This is a genomic window from Allobosea massiliensis (assembly GCF_042655245.1).
Taxonomy (GTDB): Bacteria; Pseudomonadota; Alphaproteobacteria; order Rhizobiales; family Beijerinckiaceae; genus Allobosea; species Allobosea massiliensis.
The window spans coordinates 35,121-50,804 of sequence record NZ_JBHSLU010000035.1; the positions used below are offsets into that span (position 1 = coordinate 35,121).

At 68.7% G+C, this 15,684-nt stretch carries 15 protein-coding genes; 3 read left to right on the forward strand and 12 right to left on the reverse strand.

Annotated elements, in window-relative coordinates:
- Positions 1 to 100 precede the first annotated feature (100 nt).
- Together ACFPN9_RS12720 and ACFPN9_RS12725 are read right to left on the reverse strand one after the other, a co-directional pair.
- On the reverse strand, positions 101 to 2,182 hold the full coding sequence (locus tag ACFPN9_RS12720) for a methyl-accepting chemotaxis protein (protein WP_377817146.1): 2,082 nt from the start codon (positions 2,180 to 2,182) through the stop codon (positions 101 to 103).
- A gap of 300 nt (positions 2,183 to 2,482) precedes the next feature.
- The gene (locus ACFPN9_RS12725; RefSeq protein WP_377817147.1) at positions 2,483 to 3,475 is read right to left on the reverse strand and encodes an autotransporter outer membrane beta-barrel domain-containing protein; all 993 of its coding nucleotides are present in this window, start codon (positions 3,473 to 3,475) and stop codon (positions 2,483 to 2,485) included.
- On the opposite strand from ACFPN9_RS12725, the gene ACFPN9_RS12730 reads away from it, so the two are divergent.
- Positions 3,474 to 3,764: a hypothetical protein gene (locus tag ACFPN9_RS12730; protein WP_377817148.1), complete on the forward strand. Its 291-nt coding sequence runs from the start codon at positions 3,474 to 3,476 to the stop codon at positions 3,762 to 3,764. The two genes, ACFPN9_RS12725 and ACFPN9_RS12730, sit on opposite strands and share 2 nt — an antisense overlap.
- Here ACFPN9_RS12730 and ACFPN9_RS12735 read toward each other — a convergent pair.
- Both ACFPN9_RS12735 and ACFPN9_RS12740 read right to left on the reverse strand, forming a co-directional pair.
- Positions 3,761 to 5,419, reverse strand: a complete 1,659-nt coding sequence (locus ACFPN9_RS12735) for an autotransporter outer membrane beta-barrel domain-containing protein (protein ID WP_377817149.1) — start codon at positions 5,417 to 5,419, stop codon at positions 3,761 to 3,763. The two genes, ACFPN9_RS12730 and ACFPN9_RS12735, sit on opposite strands and share 4 nt — an antisense overlap.
- Before the next feature lie 418 nt (positions 5,420 to 5,837).
- Complete coding sequence (locus tag ACFPN9_RS12740; protein ID WP_066717989.1) at positions 5,838 to 6,719, reverse strand: type 1 glutamine amidotransferase; 882 nt, start codon at positions 6,717 to 6,719, stop codon at positions 5,838 to 5,840.
- Between the two features lie 127 nt (positions 6,720 to 6,846).
- On the opposite strand from ACFPN9_RS12740, the gene ACFPN9_RS12745 reads away from it, so the two are divergent.
- On the forward strand, positions 6,847 to 7,761 hold the full coding sequence (locus ACFPN9_RS12745; RefSeq protein WP_066717992.1) for a DMT family transporter: 915 nt from the start codon (positions 6,847 to 6,849) through the stop codon (positions 7,759 to 7,761).
- Here ACFPN9_RS12745 and bla read toward each other — a convergent pair.
- The 5 genes from bla to purL all read right to left on the reverse strand — a co-directional run bounded on the left by bla (position 7,758) and on the right by purL (position 11,926).
- Positions 7,758 to 8,771, reverse strand: a complete 1,014-nt coding sequence (bla, locus tag ACFPN9_RS12750; protein WP_066717995.1) for a class A beta-lactamase — start codon at positions 8,769 to 8,771, stop codon at positions 7,758 to 7,760. The genes ACFPN9_RS12745 and bla overlap by 4 nt on opposite strands.
- A 72-nt stretch (positions 8,772 to 8,843) precedes the next feature.
- Positions 8,844 to 9,179: a Grx4 family monothiol glutaredoxin gene (gene grxD / locus ACFPN9_RS12755; RefSeq protein ID WP_066717997.1), complete on the reverse strand. Its 336-nt coding sequence runs from the start codon at positions 9,177 to 9,179 to the stop codon at positions 8,844 to 8,846.
- Between the two features lie 17 nt (positions 9,180 to 9,196).
- Positions 9,197 to 9,445, reverse strand: coding sequence for a hypothetical protein (locus ACFPN9_RS12760; protein WP_066717999.1), 249 nt, complete (start codon positions 9,443 to 9,445; stop codon positions 9,197 to 9,199).
- 22 nt (positions 9,446 to 9,467) lie between these two features.
- Positions 9,468 to 9,704 (reverse strand): BolA family protein, encoded by a 237-nt coding sequence (locus ACFPN9_RS12765; protein ID WP_066718001.1) that lies wholly within the window; start codon positions 9,702 to 9,704, stop codon positions 9,468 to 9,470.
- Positions 9,705 to 9,715: 11 nt separating this feature from the next.
- Entirely contained in the window at positions 9,716 to 11,926 is a 2,211-nt protein-coding gene (gene purL / locus ACFPN9_RS12770; protein ID WP_377817150.1) for a phosphoribosylformylglycinamidine synthase subunit PurL, read from the reverse strand.
- Positions 11,927 to 12,102: 176 nt separating this feature from the next.
- Here purL and ACFPN9_RS12775 point away from each other — a divergent pair, with 176 nt between their 5' ends.
- Entirely contained in the window at positions 12,103 to 13,344 is a 1,242-nt protein-coding gene (locus ACFPN9_RS12775; RefSeq protein WP_197431941.1) for a TadE/TadG family type IV pilus assembly protein, read from the forward strand.
- Here the strand turns inward: ACFPN9_RS12775 and ACFPN9_RS12780 are convergent.
- The 3 genes from ACFPN9_RS12780 to ACFPN9_RS12790 are packed head-to-tail and all read right to left on the reverse strand — an operon-like array spanning position 13,319 to position 15,568.
- Complete coding sequence (locus ACFPN9_RS12780; RefSeq protein ID WP_197426542.1) at positions 13,319 to 13,771, reverse strand: acyl-CoA thioesterase; 453 nt, start codon at positions 13,769 to 13,771, stop codon at positions 13,319 to 13,321. The two genes, ACFPN9_RS12775 and ACFPN9_RS12780, sit on opposite strands and share 26 nt — an antisense overlap.
- Before the next feature lie 16 nt (positions 13,772 to 13,787).
- Positions 13,788 to 14,669, reverse strand: a complete 882-nt coding sequence (locus ACFPN9_RS12785; RefSeq protein ID WP_066718007.1) for a methyltransferase domain-containing protein — start codon at positions 14,667 to 14,669, stop codon at positions 13,788 to 13,790.
- Positions 14,670 to 14,683: 14 nt separating this feature from the next.
- Positions 14,684 to 15,568 (reverse strand): UTP--glucose-1-phosphate uridylyltransferase, encoded by an 885-nt coding sequence (locus ACFPN9_RS12790; RefSeq protein ID WP_066718010.1) that lies wholly within the window; start codon positions 15,566 to 15,568, stop codon positions 14,684 to 14,686.
- Between the last annotated feature and the right edge of the window lie 116 nt (positions 15,569 to 15,684).

The following is a 15,684-nucleotide window of genomic DNA, read 5'->3' on the forward strand; positions in this document are numbered from 1 at the left end:
TCTGCGCCCAGCGTCGTCCTTCCATTGCAGGAGGCCGATACGAAAAAGGCCCCGCCGTCCGGCAGGGCCTTTCGCTGATCCCGGCGAGGTCGCTGGGAGGTCAGAACTCTTCCCAGCCGGCATCGCTGGCGCGGCTGTTGGCGACCTTCTTGGCCGGAGCCCGCGCGGCGGCGGGCGCCGGAGGCGGCGCGGGACGCGCAGACGGGCGGTGGCCGGCGAAAGCGGCCTCCGCGAGCTGGCGCAGACGGGCGGGCTCGCCGGCCGGAGCGGAGGGGGCCGAACCCATGGCGCCCCCTGAATCCGGACCGGTCTTGAAGGCCGCGACGAGGTCGTTGAGCTGGCCGATGCGGCTGGAGAGCGAGGCGGCCGAGGCTGCACTCTGCTCGGACAGCGCGGCATTCTGCTGGGTCATCTCGTCGAGATGGGCGACCGCCTGGCTCATCTCGTCGATGCCGCTGGCCTGCTCGCCGGACGCCGCCGAGATCTCGGCGATGGTCGCGGCGACCTTCTGCGAGGCGCCGAGGATCTGCTCCAGCGCCTCGCCGGCCTGCCGCACCAGCTTCACGCCGGCGCCGACTTCCGTATTGGAGGACGAGATCAGCGCGGAGATGTCCTTCGCCGCCTCGCTGGAGCGCTGGGCGAGAGTCCGCACTTCCGAGGCCACGACCGCGAAGCCCTTGCCGGCATCGCCGGCGCGGGCGGCTTCGACCGCGGCGTTCAGCGCCAGCAGGTTGGTCTGGAAGGCGATGTCGTCGATGACGCGGATGATGTCCGAGATCTTGGTCGAGGCGTCCTCGATCCGCGCCATGGCGTCGACCGCCTGGCCGGCGATCGAGCCGCCGTTCTGCGCCGCCTTCATCGCCTCGTCGCCAACAGAGGCCGCCTGGCGCGAGGCCTGGGCGGTCGCCTTCACGGACGCCGCGAGCTGCTCGGTCGTCGCCGCGGTCTCTTCGAGCGAGGAGGCCTGTTCTTCCGTGCGCTTGGACAGGTCATCCGCGCCCATGTTGATCTCGCGGGCGGCCAAGCCGACATCGGCCGAGGTCACCTGGATCGTCTTCACCGTGGCCGAGAGACGGTCGACCGTGTCGTTGATGGCGTTCTTGAGGTCGGCGAAGCGGCCACGATAGGTCGTGTCGACCCGATGCGTCAGGTCGCCGGCCGCGATCGCCTGCAGGGCCTCGGAGAACTCGCTGGTCGCGCCATCGACGACGGCGTTGATCTCGTTGATGCCGGCGACGAGCTTCTGCATCTGCTCGTCGGCCTGATCGATCTGCAGCCGCGCCGAGAAGTCACCGGCCGCCGCCGCCGCTACGACCTCGCCGACATCGGAGACCACCGCTTCCATCGACTGCGCGCGGGCCAGCCGCGCCGCCGCGGCCGCCTGCTCCTGCTGCTGCAGCAGCGCGACCTGCTCGGAGCTTTCGCGCAGCACGGAGACGGCCTTGGCCATGGTGCCGATTTCGTCCTGCCGGCCGAGATGCGGCACGGTCACCTTGAGATCGCCCTGGGTCAGCGCGCCCATGACGGTGCTGAGATCGAGGATCGGCTTGGTCAGCGAGCGCTGGGCGTAGAACAGCGCCATCAGCAGCGAACCCAGAAGCATGACGACAAGCGCGACCGGCAGACCGATCTGCGCCAGCTGTGTGAAGCTCGTCGCTTCGTTCTGGAGCGCATCGCTCGCAGCATCGGTGGTCTTCGCGAAGCCGACCAGGAGATCGTTCAGAGCCTTGCGGTTGTTGCGGTTGGCTTCGTTGTTGCCCTGGGCATTGGCGGCCGCCGTCGAGACCTCCCGGCCTAGCCGGATCGTCTCGGAACGGAAGGTGATGAAATCCGCGATCGCCTTCTCGATGGCGCGTGTCTGAGCCCGTTCGGATTCCGGCGCCATCCGGGTGAGGTCGGCGGCCAGAGCCCGCATCTGCGGGAAGCGCGCTTCCATGCCCTTGGCGAAGGGTTCAGCGGCCGCGGCGTCCTTCGACATGTAGATGCCGCGCGCATCCATCACCACACCAAGCACATGGCCGTTGATCTTGTCGGTCGCCAGCGTGATGTCCGAGAGGTTCGCGGCGCGCTGGTTGAGATCGTTGGAGCGCGACAGCGCCCAGAGTCCGAGGGCCGACGAGATGACGGCGCCCAGCGAGACGATCGCCAGGATCGCGATGATTTTGATGCGGATGGATTTCAACGTCTTCGGGCCCCAGCAACGGAACGTAAAACGCTCCATCGGAAATGATATCGAGAGCCTGCTTCGGCTCAGACGAAGAGGAAGGTCCAGACCTATCCCAACGTCATTACGGCTCCGATCTCCGCCCTGTTCCTTTAAATTTCGATTAAGAGCGAAGAGGAATTGCACAAGCATTGTGCAACTTAAGCGCGATAGAGCTGTGATTTCAGTGACATCCGGTCATCGAACGATCAGGGCTGCCGCCCCGACGGGCCCTGTGCAGGGCGGCCTTCGAATCACGGTCCGGCGGCAGAGACCACGTCACCAGCTGTAGCGGAGCGCCGTCTTGCCGCCGAAGCTGCGGCTGTTCGGTGCGAACTCGCCCTCGAAGGTGGCGGCGAGAGTGAGGAGCGGGCTCAGCCTGAGCTCGGCGGAGGCCGTGGTGCGCAGCGCATTGCGATCGAGCGCCGTGCCACCGACGATGAAGCTCGCGCCGGGCAGCGTCTGGAAGCTCGCCAGCGCACTCGAGCCGACATTGCCGTTGCGGATCCAGGCGGCGCCGGCCTCGAGCTTGAGCGGCTTGCCGGCGAGCACGAGTTCCATATCGGCGCGCAGGCCGAGTTCGCCGCGCAACCGTGTCGTATCCTTGCCGGCATAGGCGAGCGCGAAGGTCCCGGGCCCCGCCAGTGCGGTTTCCTGATATCCCGGAAGCGAAACGGTGGTGAACTGGCCGGCGGCATAGGAGGTCACGCCGAAGGAGGCGAGCCCGAAGCGATGGCCGGCCTCGATCCGCCCCGCCCAGCTGTTGGCGGTGAAGCGGCCCTCGAGGCGGTCGAGCCCGGCGACTGTCCGGTCGGTGGTGACGTCCTGCCAGGCATAGGCCACCGACCCGGTGAGATAGCTCTGGCGGATCTGCTGACGGAGGAAGGCGCCGGCCTGGAACAGGTCAGAGGTGCCCGAGCCCAGCCCGAAGCTGTTGAAGCTGGTCGCGCCGCCACCGAGCGCGAAGCCCGCGACAGTGTCGGGCGCGATCCGATAGTCGGCGCCGGCCATTGCGCCATAGATCCGGCTGGTCGTGGCGGCGGTGCCGGCGCCGGCATCGGCCCCGTTGAACTGCGCCGCGCCATAGCCGCCGGCCCAGACGCTCCAGCGCCAGAGATCGGGATCGGGCGTGATCGCGGGCGGCCTGCCGCCCTTGCGCGTCGGCAGATCCTCCGCCTGCTCCTTGGTGGAGGAATAGGAGGCATAGCCCGTGGGCGCCGGCGCCAGCGGCACGCCGCGCCCATCCGGCGCGACGGCCGTCAGCGAAGTCATGAACGGGTTCATCACGGTGGCGCTGGACTGCTGCACGCCGGTGGCGGACTCGCCCGAGACCTGCGACAGGCCCGCCGGCGTCAGGCTGCCGAAGACGGTGGGAATGCCGCCGGTGCGGTTGAAAAAGTCGGTCAGGGCATTGGCGGCGCTGGTCTGGTTCGGATTCAGGCCACGATTGGGAAGGGGTGAGACCGCCGGTGTCGAAGACGACGTCGTGGACGACGAGGTGGAGGTAGCGGTCGGCGTGAAATCCAGCGTCAGGTCGAGGAAGGCGTTGTTCCTGTCTTAGCTCAGCGCCGATTTGAAGCCCGATGGCAGGTTGGTATCGACCTTCTGACCGAAGGTGCCGGTGACGCCGCCGGCCGCGTTCAGGATGGTGTACTGCTTGGCGACATAGGTGCCCGGCTCGAAGCTCGCAGCGACCCTGGCTCCGCCCAGCGTCGCCGTGCCGGTGACGTTGACCCGGTCGGAGGCCGCGGGCGAGACCTCGACCGCATAGGTCGAGCCTGCGCTGAAGGTCAGGTTGCCGTTGACCGACAGGGTGCCGATCGAATTGCCGGGCGCCAGCGTGCCGCCGTTGATGCTGGTGGTGCCCACCGTGCCCGAGCCGCCGAGCGTACCGCCGGCGTTCACCGTCAGGCTCGATGAGGAGGCGATCGAGCCGTTGACGATCAGCTTGCCGGCCGACACCGTGGTCGCGCCGCTATAGGTGTTCGCGCCCGAAAGCGTGACATCGCCCGTGCCGGTCTTGGCGAGCCCGCCGGTGCCGGCGAGGATCGCCGACAGCGTGCCGGCCTGCAGATCGAAACTCGCGGTCGAGGAGAGCGTGCCGTTGCGGACCGTGCCACCGGTCAGCGTGAAGGCGCTGGCGGTCTGCGTGGTGCCGCCGAGATCGAGCGTGCCGGCCGAGACCTGCCAGGCCATCGTCGCGCCGGGCGCGTTACTCACGGTCCAAGTGCCTGTCCCGGACTTCGCCAGGGTGCCGAAGTTCCGGTACTGACCAGCGGGCCCCAATTGCGAGAGATCGAAGGCACCGTTCGACGCCCCGCCGAGCGCGAAGGTGCTTGTGCCGGAGGCCACGACGTTGCCGGTGACCGTCGCTCCTGACCAGACTTCGAGGCGGTTGGTGCCGCCGCTGAAGGTGATGGCATTGGCACGCGTGACGCCATCGCCTGAGAGGCCACCGGTGACGGTGGCGCTCCCTGAGAGAATGAGAGTCAGATCGGAGCCGATCACGCCGGCGCCGCCCGCGCCAGCGGCTGCTGTCGCGTTGCCGACACCACCGTTGCCGCCGCTCGCACTGCCATGGATCGTCACCGTCGCGCCGGCCCCCGTCGTCGTCAGGCCGTTGCCGCCTGCACCGCCGACCCCGGGGACGGCGATGCCGCCGCCGCCATTGCCGCCATTCCCGCCCACGAGGCTTCCATTGATCGTCGCGCTCGTCGACGCGCCGATCGTCAGGCCGCTGCCGCCCGCTCCGCCGGCGCCACCCTGTCCGAGTGCGCGATTGGCGCCTGCGCCATTGCCGCCATTGCCTCCGGTCAGCGTGCTGTCGACCGTCACCGTGCCGGAGCTGCCGAGGGCGGCTGCAGCGCCGCCATTGCCTCCGGCGCCGCCATAGGCGTTGTCGGTCGCGCCGACGGTCGCGCTGCCGCCGTTCCCGCCCTGGCCGCCTGTCACGGCCTGGTTGAAGATGATGGTCGCCGAAGCGGAACTGGTCACGCCGGCACCGCCATCGCCGCCCCGGCCGCCTCGCGGATTGTTGACAGCGCTTCCATTGCCGCCTGCCCCGCCGTCGCCGCCGGTGATCACGGCGTCGATCGTGGCAGTTTCGCCGGTCGGGACCGGGATGGCGTTCGCACCCGATCCACCGTCCGTCGCGGTGGGAGAGCCGGCACTACCCGCGGTACCGGCCGTCCCCGTCGTCGGCGTGCTGTAGGTCACACTCTGGGCCTGAGCCGCCCCCGGCGACAAGGGGCCCGCCAAAAGGAGAGCGGGAACACAGGCGATCAGCAGGGCGCACCGTCCGGCGCCGCCGAGCATCGCGGCGCGCAGCCGCGGGCAGACCCCTGCGCTCCGGGCCGGGCTTTGCCGTCGAACGGGCGCTGTGTCGGAAGCGGTACGCTGCGAATGGCTGGTCGAAACCCGTTCGAAGTCCTGCGCGGCGCCACGCGCCCCGCCCGTCGCCGCCGTCATGCCAGCCCCCGCCGCCCCCGGGGTCTCCAGCGCCCCGAATCGCCGCCCCGAGGGGCGGCATGGCGTCAGAAGGCGTCAATTATGGTTAGCGCAGCGTAAACGCATGGTGCCGGGCGGCGCCCCGAAACGGAGCGAAACAGAGCCTAGACCGAGTCCTCCGGCCCTCTCAGCCCCGGCCGCGCGCGCTCGCCTGCGGCTTGACGCGGAGGTTGAGGAAATTGCGCAGCTCCGTCACGCGGCGGGTGTCATCCAGCACCTCGGCGTCGAGCCCATGGGCCCAGGCGAGGTCCTGGCGGCTCCTGTCGGCGTCGAGCGCACGCAGCTCCGACAGCCAGGTTTCGGCGGCGGCCTCGTCGCGCCGGAAGCCCTCCTCGACCAGGATCGGCACCATCCGCCCGAGGATCGAGGCGACTTGGCGCAACGGGAACTCGGGGTGGTACTGCACGCCCCAGAACACGCCGCCCTCATGGCGGATCTCGGCCGCCTGCACGTCGCTATAGGCGTTCGAGGCCAGGACGGTGGTGTCGCCGGGCGGCAGCACCACCGTGTCGAGATGGATCGCCGGCGCGTCGAAGGCGGCCGGGCGCCCGGCCAGCAGCGGATGGCTGCGGCCGGCCTCGTTGACCGTGATCCGCCGGGCGAAGCCGACCTCGCGCCCGCGCGGGTTGCGCGTCACGGTGCCGCCGGCCGCGACGGCGCCCATCTGGATCCCCCAGCACGAGCCGAAGCAGGGCGTGCTGCTGGCATAGATCGCGCGCATCAGTTCGATCTGGCGCGTCACCGCCGGTTCGAGCTCGTAGATGTGCAGGGCCGAGCCGGTGAGGACGATGCCGTCATAGGATTGCAGGCCCGCGCCATCCGGCAGATTGGCGCCCTCGTCGGCCGGCAGGCAGATGTCGGTCACCACGCCGGGCTCGATCGCGGCGATCTCGGCGGCATAGGCCTCGGCCGGCTGGGCACCGTAGCCAGCGGCATGGCTCTCGCGCTGGGCGCGGGTGTTGCCGTCCACGAAGAGCAGGCGGAGCGGGCGACGGACGACATCGAGCATGGGAGGAGCCGCGGGTGACTGTGGGTGAGGGATGCGCCGGGCGCCGGGCGCCACTGCGCCTCATCCCACATGACGCGAACCGCGCGCAAGGCTATTGCAGGAGCCCGTTTCCCGATCGGTTGACCGCTTGCCCGCGAACCAGACCCTCAAGCAGCGCCTCTGGGGCAATGCCTATCTGCTGCTCACCCTGACGACCCTGATGTGGGGCGGCAATGCCGTCGCGGGCCGCCTCGCGGTCGACGCCATCTCGCCGATGGCGCTGACCTCGCTGCGCTGGGTCGTGGTCTGCGCGGTGATGCCGGTGCTGCTGCGCCACCAGATCAGGGCGCATTGGCCGGTGCTGCGGGCGCATTGGAAGTTCGTCGTCGCGATGGGCACGGTCGGCTTCACCGCCTTCAACGCGCTGATGTATCTCGCGGCCTATTCGACGACGGCGATCAATATCGGCATTCTCCAGGGCTCCATTCCCGTCTTCGTGCTGATCGGCGCCTTCATTGCCTATCGTACGCCGATCGGCCCCGTTCAGGCGCTCGGCGTCCTCGTCACGCTGCTCGGGGTCGCCGTCGTCGCCAGCCGCGGCGACATCGCGGTGCTCCGGCAGTTCGCCTTCGCCCCGGGCGATCTCTTCATGATCATCGCCTGCACCTTCTATGCGGGCTACACGGTGGCGATCCGCTCGCGGCCCCAGGTGCCGGGACTGGTCTTCTTCTCCGCGCTGGCAATGGTCGCCTGCCTCGTCTCGCTGCCGCTGCTGGTGATCGAGATCGCGCAGGGCGCCTTCACGGTGAAGACGCCGCAGGGCTGGCTGATCCTGCTCTATGTCGCGATCGGCCCCTCGATCCTGTCGCAGCTCTTCTTCATGCGTGCGGTCGAGCTGATCGGCCCGGGCCGCGCCGGCGTCTTCGTCAATCTCGTGCCGGTCTTCGCGCCGATCCTCGCCGTGCTGATCCTCGGCGAGCAGCTCGCGCTCTATCACGGCGTCGCCCTGCTGCTCGTGCTCGGCGGCATCTTCATCGCCGAGCGGCTGGCCAAGCGCGTCTAGCGCAGCGCCGAGACCGCCAGCCGCGCCACCGCGGCATGGGCCGCCTCGCGCGCCTTCGCATCCGCTGTCGAGCCCGCGAGATAGACCGCAATGGCGAAGACGCGACCGTTCGGCAGGGTCACGAGCCCGATGTCGTTGGTCGCGTGGTTGATGCCGTCCATCGTCAGCCCGGCGCCGGTCTTGTGGGCGAAGCGCGCGCCTTGCGGCAGGCCGGCGCGGATGCGATCGGGGCCGCTCTTCGTTTCAAGGGTGATCCTGTCGATGAGGGCGCTGTGCGCCGGCTCGCGCAGCCAGTTGCCCTTGGCCTGCGCCTCGACGAAGGCGACGCTGGCCTCGGGCGTCGCGCTGTCACGGGGGTCCTTCAGGGCCGCCTGCAGGGCCGCCTTGCGCCTGGCCGGATCGAGCGCGGAGAGCCTGGCGCGATAGGCGGGTTCGTCGATGACATCCGACCAGCCGAATCCGGCCAAGCCGAAGACCTCCGGCTGGAACTGCCGCTCATAGCGATCGACCGAGATGCCGGTGATGCCGCCGGCCTTCAGCATGGCGGTGACCGCCCGCGGACCGCCGATCTCGCGCATCAGGATGTCGGCGGCGGTGTTGTCGCTCTCGCCGGCGGCGAGCGCGATCAGCTCCCGCACCGGATAGGCGTTGGCCTCGCCCTTGAACGCCTTGGCGAGCGGGCTGTGATAGAGCGAAAACTCGCTGCGCTTGATCGTGACCGGCTGGTCGAGCCTGAGCTTGCCGGCCTCGACCGCCTGCAGCGCCGCAATCGCCAGCGGCCATTTGAACACGCTCTGCATCGGAAAGCGCTCGCTGCCGCGATGCGACCAGAGCGAGCGATCCTTCAGATCGAGCAGGGCGACGCCGAGCCGGCCATTGGCGTCGCGCTCGATCGCGACGATCTCGCGCGAAAGCCTCGCCTTGTCCCAATCAGCGGCGGCCGGTGCCGGCGCGAGCCAAGGCGCGGCAGCGGCGCAGGCGAGGATGGCGGTGGTGATGAAGCGAGGCATCGGCGTCTCCCGTGAGCGGCGCGCACGGAAGACGGCGAATGGGGCGCCGGTTTGTCGAACCGGCGGCGGGTCTCAGCTCGCCTGCTTGACCGCGATGCCCTTGTCCGCGAGCAGCGCCTGCAGTTCGCCGGCCTGGAACATCTCGCGGGTGATGTCGCAGCCACCGATGAACTCGCCCTTGACGTAGAGCTGCGGGATCGTCGGCCAGTTGGAATAGGCTTTGATGCCCTCGCGGATCTCCTGATCCTCGAGCACGTTCACGCCTTTGAACGGCACGCCGACATAGGACAGGATCTGCACGACCTGCCCCGAGAAGCCGCACATCGGGAATTGCGGCGTGCCCTTCATGAAGAGCACCACATCGGCGGACTTCACCTCGGCATCGATGCGGGCATTGACGTCGGACATGAACGTATCTCCGGAGTTCAGTTCTGGCTCGCCAGAGCGTCCTGCTCGTTGAGGCGATGCACGATGCGAAGAATCTCGTTGGTCTGGGTCAGCATCCGGTTTTCGAGCAGGACGAGATCGCTCTTCACCTCACCGATATCGCGCTCCAGCCGTCCGAGGCGAACGTCGTGTCGCCCGAGCGTCTCGATGACGTGATCGAGCTTGCGGTCCATGCTGCGCAGAAGAACAAGCGTGTGGCTAGCGACAGTCGGATCGGGCTCGGCCATGGCGGCTGCTCCAGGGTTCGCCTCAAATATCAGGCGTCACCGTCGTCAGCGCAAGGGCGTGGAGGACGCCGCCCATGTTCCCCTGCAGGGCGGCATAGACCATCTGGTGCTGCTGCACCCGCGTCTTGCCCTTGAAGGCGGCCGAGATCACGGTCGCGGCGTAATGGTCGCCGTCGCCGGCGAGATCCTTGATCTCGACGATCGCATCCGGCAGCGCCGCCTTGATCATCGCCTCGATGTCGCGCGCATCCATCGCCATGGCGGTTCTCCTCAGGCGGCCTTGCCGGCCATATAGGCCGGCAGCCAGGTCTCGTGGGCGCTCTTCAGCTCGGAGACGGCCACAGGGGTCTCGCCGGCCAGCGCCAGCACGCCACCGCCCGTGCGTCCGAGCACCGTCACCGGCACGCCCGCCCCCGCAATCTCGGCCCGGACCCTCTCGGCCGAACCGGCCGGCACGGTGACGAGATAGCGCGCCTGATCCTCGCCGAAGAGCGCGGCATGGGCCGGCCCCGCCGGCAGCGCCTCGATGGTCGCGCCGATGCCGCCGGCCATCGCCATCTCGGCCAGCGCGACGGCGAGCCCGCCGTCGGACAGGTCGTGGCAGGCGCTGACGCTCCCGGCCGTGATCAGGCCGCGCACGACATCGCCGTTGCGGCGCTCGACGGCGAGATCGACCGGCGGCGGCGCGCCCTCCTCGCGGCCGCAGACCGTCGCGAGATAGGCGCTCTGGCCGAGCCAGCCGGTGGTCTCGCCGATCAGCAGGATCGCCTCGCCCTCCGCCTTGAAGGCGATGGTCGCGTGCTTGGTCACATCGGCGAGAACGCCGACGCCGCCGATGGTCGGGGTGGGCAGGATCGAGACGCCGTTGGTCTCGTTATAGAGCGAGACATTGCCGGAGACGACGGGGAAGTCGAGCGCGCGGCAGGCCTCGCCGATGCCGCGGATGCAGCCGACGAGCTGGCCCATCACCTCGGGCCGCTCGGGATTGCCGAAATTGAGGTTGTCGGTGATGGCGAGCGGCGTCGCTCCCGTCGCGGTGAGATTGCGCCAGGCTTCCGCCACCGCCTGCTTGCCGCCCTCGAAGGGATCCGCCTCGCAATAGCGCGGGGTGACGTCGGCGGTCATCGCCAGGCCCTTCGGCCCGTCCTCGATCCGGATCAGCCCGGCATCGCCGCCCGGCGTCACCACCGAATTGCCGAGGATCAGCGTGTCATACTGTTCCCAGACCCAGCGCTTCGAGCACAGATCGGGCGAGCCGATCAGCTTCAGCAGCGCCTCGGCATTGCTGATCGGCGCCTCGACGCTCTCCGGCGCAATGCGCTGCTGCGGCGGCGTCTCGATCCAGGGCCGGTCATATTCGGGCGCCTCGTCGCCGAGCTCCTTGATCGGGAGATCGGCCATGGTCTCGCCCTGGTGCTTCACGACGAAACGCAGATTGTCGGTGGTGTGGCCGACGATGGCGAAATCCAGTCCCCATTTCCGGAAGATCGCCTCGGCCGGCTCCTCATGGCCGGGCTTGATCACCATGAGCATGCGCTCCTGGCTCTCCGAGAGCATCATCTCATAGGCGCTCATGCCGTCCTCGCGGCAGGGCACGGCGTCGAGATTGAGCTCGACGCCGAGATCGCCCTTGGCGCCCATCTCGACGGCCGAGCAGGTCAGGCCCGCCGCGCCCATGTCCTGGATCGCGTCGACATGGCCGGCCGCCATGATCTCGAGGCAGGCCTCGAGCAAAAGCTTCTCGGCGAAGGGGTCGCCGACCTGCACGGTCGGGCGCTTCTCCTCGGCGCCCTCGTCGAAGGCGGCCGAGGCCATGGTCGCGCCATGGATGCCGTCGCGGCCCGTCTTGGAGCCGAGATAAACGATCGCCTTCCCCACGCCCGAGGCCTTGGCGTAGAAGATCTCGTCAGCCTTCGCGATGCCGACCGCCATGGCGTTGACGAGGATGTTGCCGTCATAGCGCCTGTGGAAACCGGTCAGGCCGCCGACATTGGGAACGCCGAAGGAATTGCCGTAGCCGCCGACGCCGGCGACCACGCCCGAGACGAGATGGCGCGTGCGCGGATGGTCCGGCGAGCCGAAGCGCAGCGCGTCGAGCACCGCGATCGGCCGCGCGCCCATGGTGAAGACGTCGCGCAGGATGCCGCCCACGCCGGTCGTCGCGCCCTGATAGGGCTCGATGAAGGAGGGGTGGTTGTGGCTCTCCATCTTGAAGACGATGGCGAGGCCGTCGCCGATGTCGATGACGCCGGCATTCTCGCCCGGCCCCTGGATCACCCAGGGCGCCTTGGTCGGCAGCGTCTTGAGGTGGATTTTCGAGGACTTGTAGGAGCAGTGCTCGTTCCACATCGCCGAGACGATGCCGAGCTCGGTGATCGTCGGCTCGCGGCCGATCAGATGCAGGAAGCGCTGATACTCGTCGGGCTTCAGGCCGTGTTCGGCGACGAGCTGCGGCGTGATCTTGATGTCGTTGGGAATCACGGGGCGAGGGTTCCTGCCGTTCCGGCCGCGCGGCCAGTTTCGATGCGCGCGGCATAACCCGACTGACCGGCAGTGACAACGCATTCCCGCCGCAACCGCCCTGCGCGACCCGCTTGGCACGCCCCCTGCGCTGTGTCCGTCGGCACGGAGCGGACCGTACCGCGGAGGAACAGATGATGTCGCTTTTGTCCCGTTTCAGGACCGACCGTTCCGGCAATGTCGCGATGATGTTCGGCTTCGCGGCGGTCCCGCTGATCGGGCTGGCCGGCATCGTCGTCGATTACGGCCGGGCCACCTCGGTGCGCACCACGTTGAACGCCGCCGTGGACTCGGCCGCGCTGATGGTGGCGCGCGAGGCCAGCAGGCTGACCGATTCCCAGCTGAAGACCCGCGCCGAGGCGCTGATCCGCGCCAATCTCGCCGGCGGCAGCACGGCGACGCTCGACGGCTATACCGTTACCATCGATCGCGCGGCCCGCACCGTGAACGTCTCCGCCAACAGCACCGTCGAGACGAGCGTCGCGCGCGTGATCGGTTTCGACAGCATTCCCGTCGCCTCCACGGCCCAGGCCGCCTGGGGCACGAACACGATCGAACTGGCGCTGGTGCTGGACAACACCGGCTCGATGGCCTCCTCGAACAAGATGACCGAGCTGAAGAAGGCTTCGCTCGATCTCCTGAAGATCATGAAGGACGCCTCGACCGCCACGGACCAGATCCGCATCTCGATCGTGCCCTTCGCCACCCAGGTCCGCCTGCCGACGAGCTACAAGGACGCGCCCTGGCTGCGCTACGACCAGACCCGCACAACGGGCAGCGGCGGGAATCGGAAGACCGAGACGATCAGCAAGGCGACCTGGCAGGGCTGCATCAGCGACCGCGACAAGCCCAACGACGTGAGCGATGCGAGCGCCGTCGCCGGCGCCACGGCCACGCTTTATCCCGCCGATTTCTGCGCCCAGTCGACCCTGACGCCGATCCGCCCACTGACCAGCGACTGGACGGCGCTGGAAAGCACCGTCAACGCCATGACCCCGGTCGGCAACACCAATGTCACCATCGGCGCGGCCTGGGGCATGGCGAGCCTGAGCCAGGGCGCGCCCCTTCCCGAAGCGGCCGCAGCGACGACGCCGCGCCTGACGAAATACATGATCCTGCTGACCGACGGCGACAACACGCAGAACCGCTTCGGCGACGGCCAGACGACGATGGACCAGCGCACGGCTGCGGCCTGCGCCAGCGCCAAAACGGCGGGTATCAAGATCTATTCGATCCGCGTGATCAACGGGAACAGCAGCCTGCTGCGCGGCTGCGCCAGCGAGACGTCGATGTTCTACGAGGTTTCGAATGCCAGCCAGCTCGGGCCGATCTTCCAGCAGATCGCCCGCGAGATCAGCCAGATCCGCCTGACGATGTGAGGCCTTCGAGCGCCGCGCGCAGATCGGCCGGGATCGGCACCGGGCGCTGCGTGGCGCGGTCGACATAGACATGGGTGAAGCGGCCCTGCGCCGCCGCCCGCTCGCCGCCCTGGCGGAAGACGCCGATCCGGTAGGTGACGGAGCTGGTGCCGAGCCGCTCGACGCCCAGTCCGAGTTCGAGCGTCTCCGGAAAGGCCACGCTCTCGAAATAGGTGCAGCTCGTTTCCACGACGAGCCCGACGGTGCGGCTACCGGCGATCTCGAGGAAACCGCGCTCGATGAGCCAGGCGTTCACGGCGGTATCGAACCAGGAGTAATAGACGACATTGTTGACGTGGCCGTAGACGTCATTGTCGTGCCAGCGCGTCGGGATCGCGCGGAAGACGCCGAAGGCGGCGCGCGCGAGCCGTTCTGGTCTGCCGCTCATGGCTATCCTCCCGCTCTCAACCGCCCACCTTGTCGCCCGTCCCGATTTCGGTCACGCCGAGCGCATCCGCCAGCCGCGCCTTGGCCGAACCGGGTCTAAGCGGCTTCTGCTGGCTCTCATGCGGTGCCCAGCCCGACAGCCAGACCATCTCGAAGGTGGCACGCAACCGACCATCCGCATCGGCGAAGCGCTCGGCATAGAGCGCCGCCGCCCGCATCAGCGTGTCGCGGCGCAAGCCCGTCCGGCGCCTCGCCGTCAGCGCATTGCCCCAGCCCAGCGCCCGCAGATCGCGCAGCAGCCCGAAGAGATCGCGGTAGCGTACCGTCACGACCTCGCTGTCGACGACCGGCAGGGCGAAGCCCGCCCGCTGCAGCAGGCTGCCGAGATCGCGCAGATCGGCGAAGGGCGCGACACGGGGACTGGCGCCGCCCGATGTCTCCGCCTCGGCCTCGAGAAGGATCTGGCGCAGTTCGGTCAGCGTCCGCCCGCCGAGCAGACAGCCGATGAAGAGCCCATCCGGCCGCAGCGCACGGCGGATCTGGATCAGCGCGCCGGGCAGGTCGTTGACGCCCTGCAAGGCGAGAAGGGAGGCGCAGAGATCGAGGCTCGAGGCGGCGAAGGGGAGCCGTTCCAGATCACCCACCAGATCGGGCCGGCCACCCGGGGCCTCCGCCATGTGGAACACGCGGTCGGCCTTGGCTTGCAGGGCCGGGGCGGCCATCGGCAGGGCCGAGCCGAGATCGGCCGCGTCGCCGAAGCGGCGCAGCACCGCAACCAGCCGCTCCTCGAGATCCTCCGCGGCACGCCGCAGCAGGAAATCCGGATAGCCGGCCGCGAGCGCCCGCGTCAGCCGCCGCCGGCCCAGCGCCCGGTCGAAGACGCTGACCGCGTCACTCACCGGTCACGTCCGTCTCACAGACGATCCAGCAGCCGCTCGAGTTCCTGGCGCAGCTGCGGCCCGAGATCGTGACGGTCCAGCGCATAGGCCACGTTGGCGGCGAGGAAGCCCATCTTCGAGCCGGTGTCGTAGATGTCGCCGTCGAAGCGCACGGCATGGAACGGCTCCAGCCGCGACAGCGCGATCATCGAATCGGTCAGCTGGATCTCGCCGCCGGCACCCGGCTCCTGATTGGCCAGCAGGTTGAAGATCGTCGGCTGCAGGATGTAGCGGCCGGTGATGTGCAGATTGGACGGAGCGGTGCCCTTCGGCGGCTTCTCGACCATCTTGGTCACCTTCGAGACCTTGGCCTCGCGCTTCTCGACGCCGACGATGCCGTATTGATGCGTCTGGTCGTCCGGCACCGGCGCCACGGCGATGTGGTTGCCGCCATGCTTGTTGTAGGCGTCGATCAGCTCGGCGAGGCATCCCTTGCCATGGGTGTGATGCAGCATGTCCGGCAGCAGCAGCGCGAAGGGCTCGTCGTCGCCGATGATGTCGCGCGCGCACCAGACCGCATGGCCCAGCCCGAGCGGCTGCTGCTGGCGGGTGAAGCTCGTCGCGCCCGCCAGCGGCAGATCCGCAGCGAGCGCTTCGAGCTCGGCCGTCTTGTTGCGCTTGCGCAGCGTGTCTTCCAGCTCGTAGGCGAAGTCGAAATGATCCTCGATCACCGCCTTGTTGCGGCCGGTGATGAAGACGAAGTGCTCGATGCCGGCGGCGCGGGCCTCGTCCACCACATGCTGGAGCGCCGGCCGGTCGACGACCGTCAGCATCTCCTTCGGAATGGCCTTGGTCGCAGGGAGAAACCGGGTGCCGAGACCGGCGACGGGGAAGACGGCCTTGCGGATGCGTTTCGACATTGAAGGTCCAATTGTCGCCTCGGCCTCGGGTGCCTGTGGCGGTGCGGGTGGAAGAGCGGCCGGCGCGCGGCTTGGTACAGCCGGTCAGATCGTATTAGAAGCACGACGAGCTTGCG

Coding starts and splice junctions, on each gene's coding strand:
- ACFPN9_RS12730 (WP_377817148.1), top strand. CDS start 3,474: ATGAACGGGTTCATCACGGTGGCGCTGGACTGCTGCACGCCGGTGGCG.
- ACFPN9_RS12725 (WP_377817147.1), bottom strand. CDS start 3,475: ATGACTTCGCTGACGGCCGTCGCGCCGGATGGGCGCGGCGTGCCGCTG.
- ACFPN9_RS12740 (WP_066717989.1), bottom strand. CDS start 6,719: ATGCTCGATGTCGTCCGTCGCCCGCTCCGCCTGCTCTTCGTGGACGGC.
- bla (WP_066717995.1), bottom strand. CDS start 8,771: ATGCCTCGCTTCATCACCACCGCCATCCTCGCCTGCGCCGCTGCCGCG.
- grxD (WP_066717997.1), bottom strand. CDS start 9,179: ATGTCCGACGTCAATGCCCGCATCGATGCCGAGGTGAAGTCCGCCGAT.
- ACFPN9_RS12760 (WP_066717999.1), bottom strand. CDS start 9,445: ATGGCCGAGCCCGATCCGACTGTCGCTAGCCACACGCTTGTTCTTCTG.
- ACFPN9_RS12765 (WP_066718001.1), bottom strand. CDS start 9,704: ATGGCGATGGATGCGCGCGACATCGAGGCGATGATCAAGGCGGCGCTG.
- ACFPN9_RS12775 (WP_197431941.1), top strand. CDS start 12,103: ATGTCGCTTTTGTCCCGTTTCAGGACCGACCGTTCCGGCAATGTCGCG.
- ACFPN9_RS12780 (WP_197426542.1), bottom strand. CDS start 13,771: ATGAGCGGCAGACCAGAACGGCTCGCGCGCGCCGCCTTCGGCGTCTTC.
- ACFPN9_RS12790 (WP_066718010.1), bottom strand. CDS start 15,568: ATGTCGAAACGCATCCGCAAGGCCGTCTTCCCCGTCGCCGGTCTCGGC.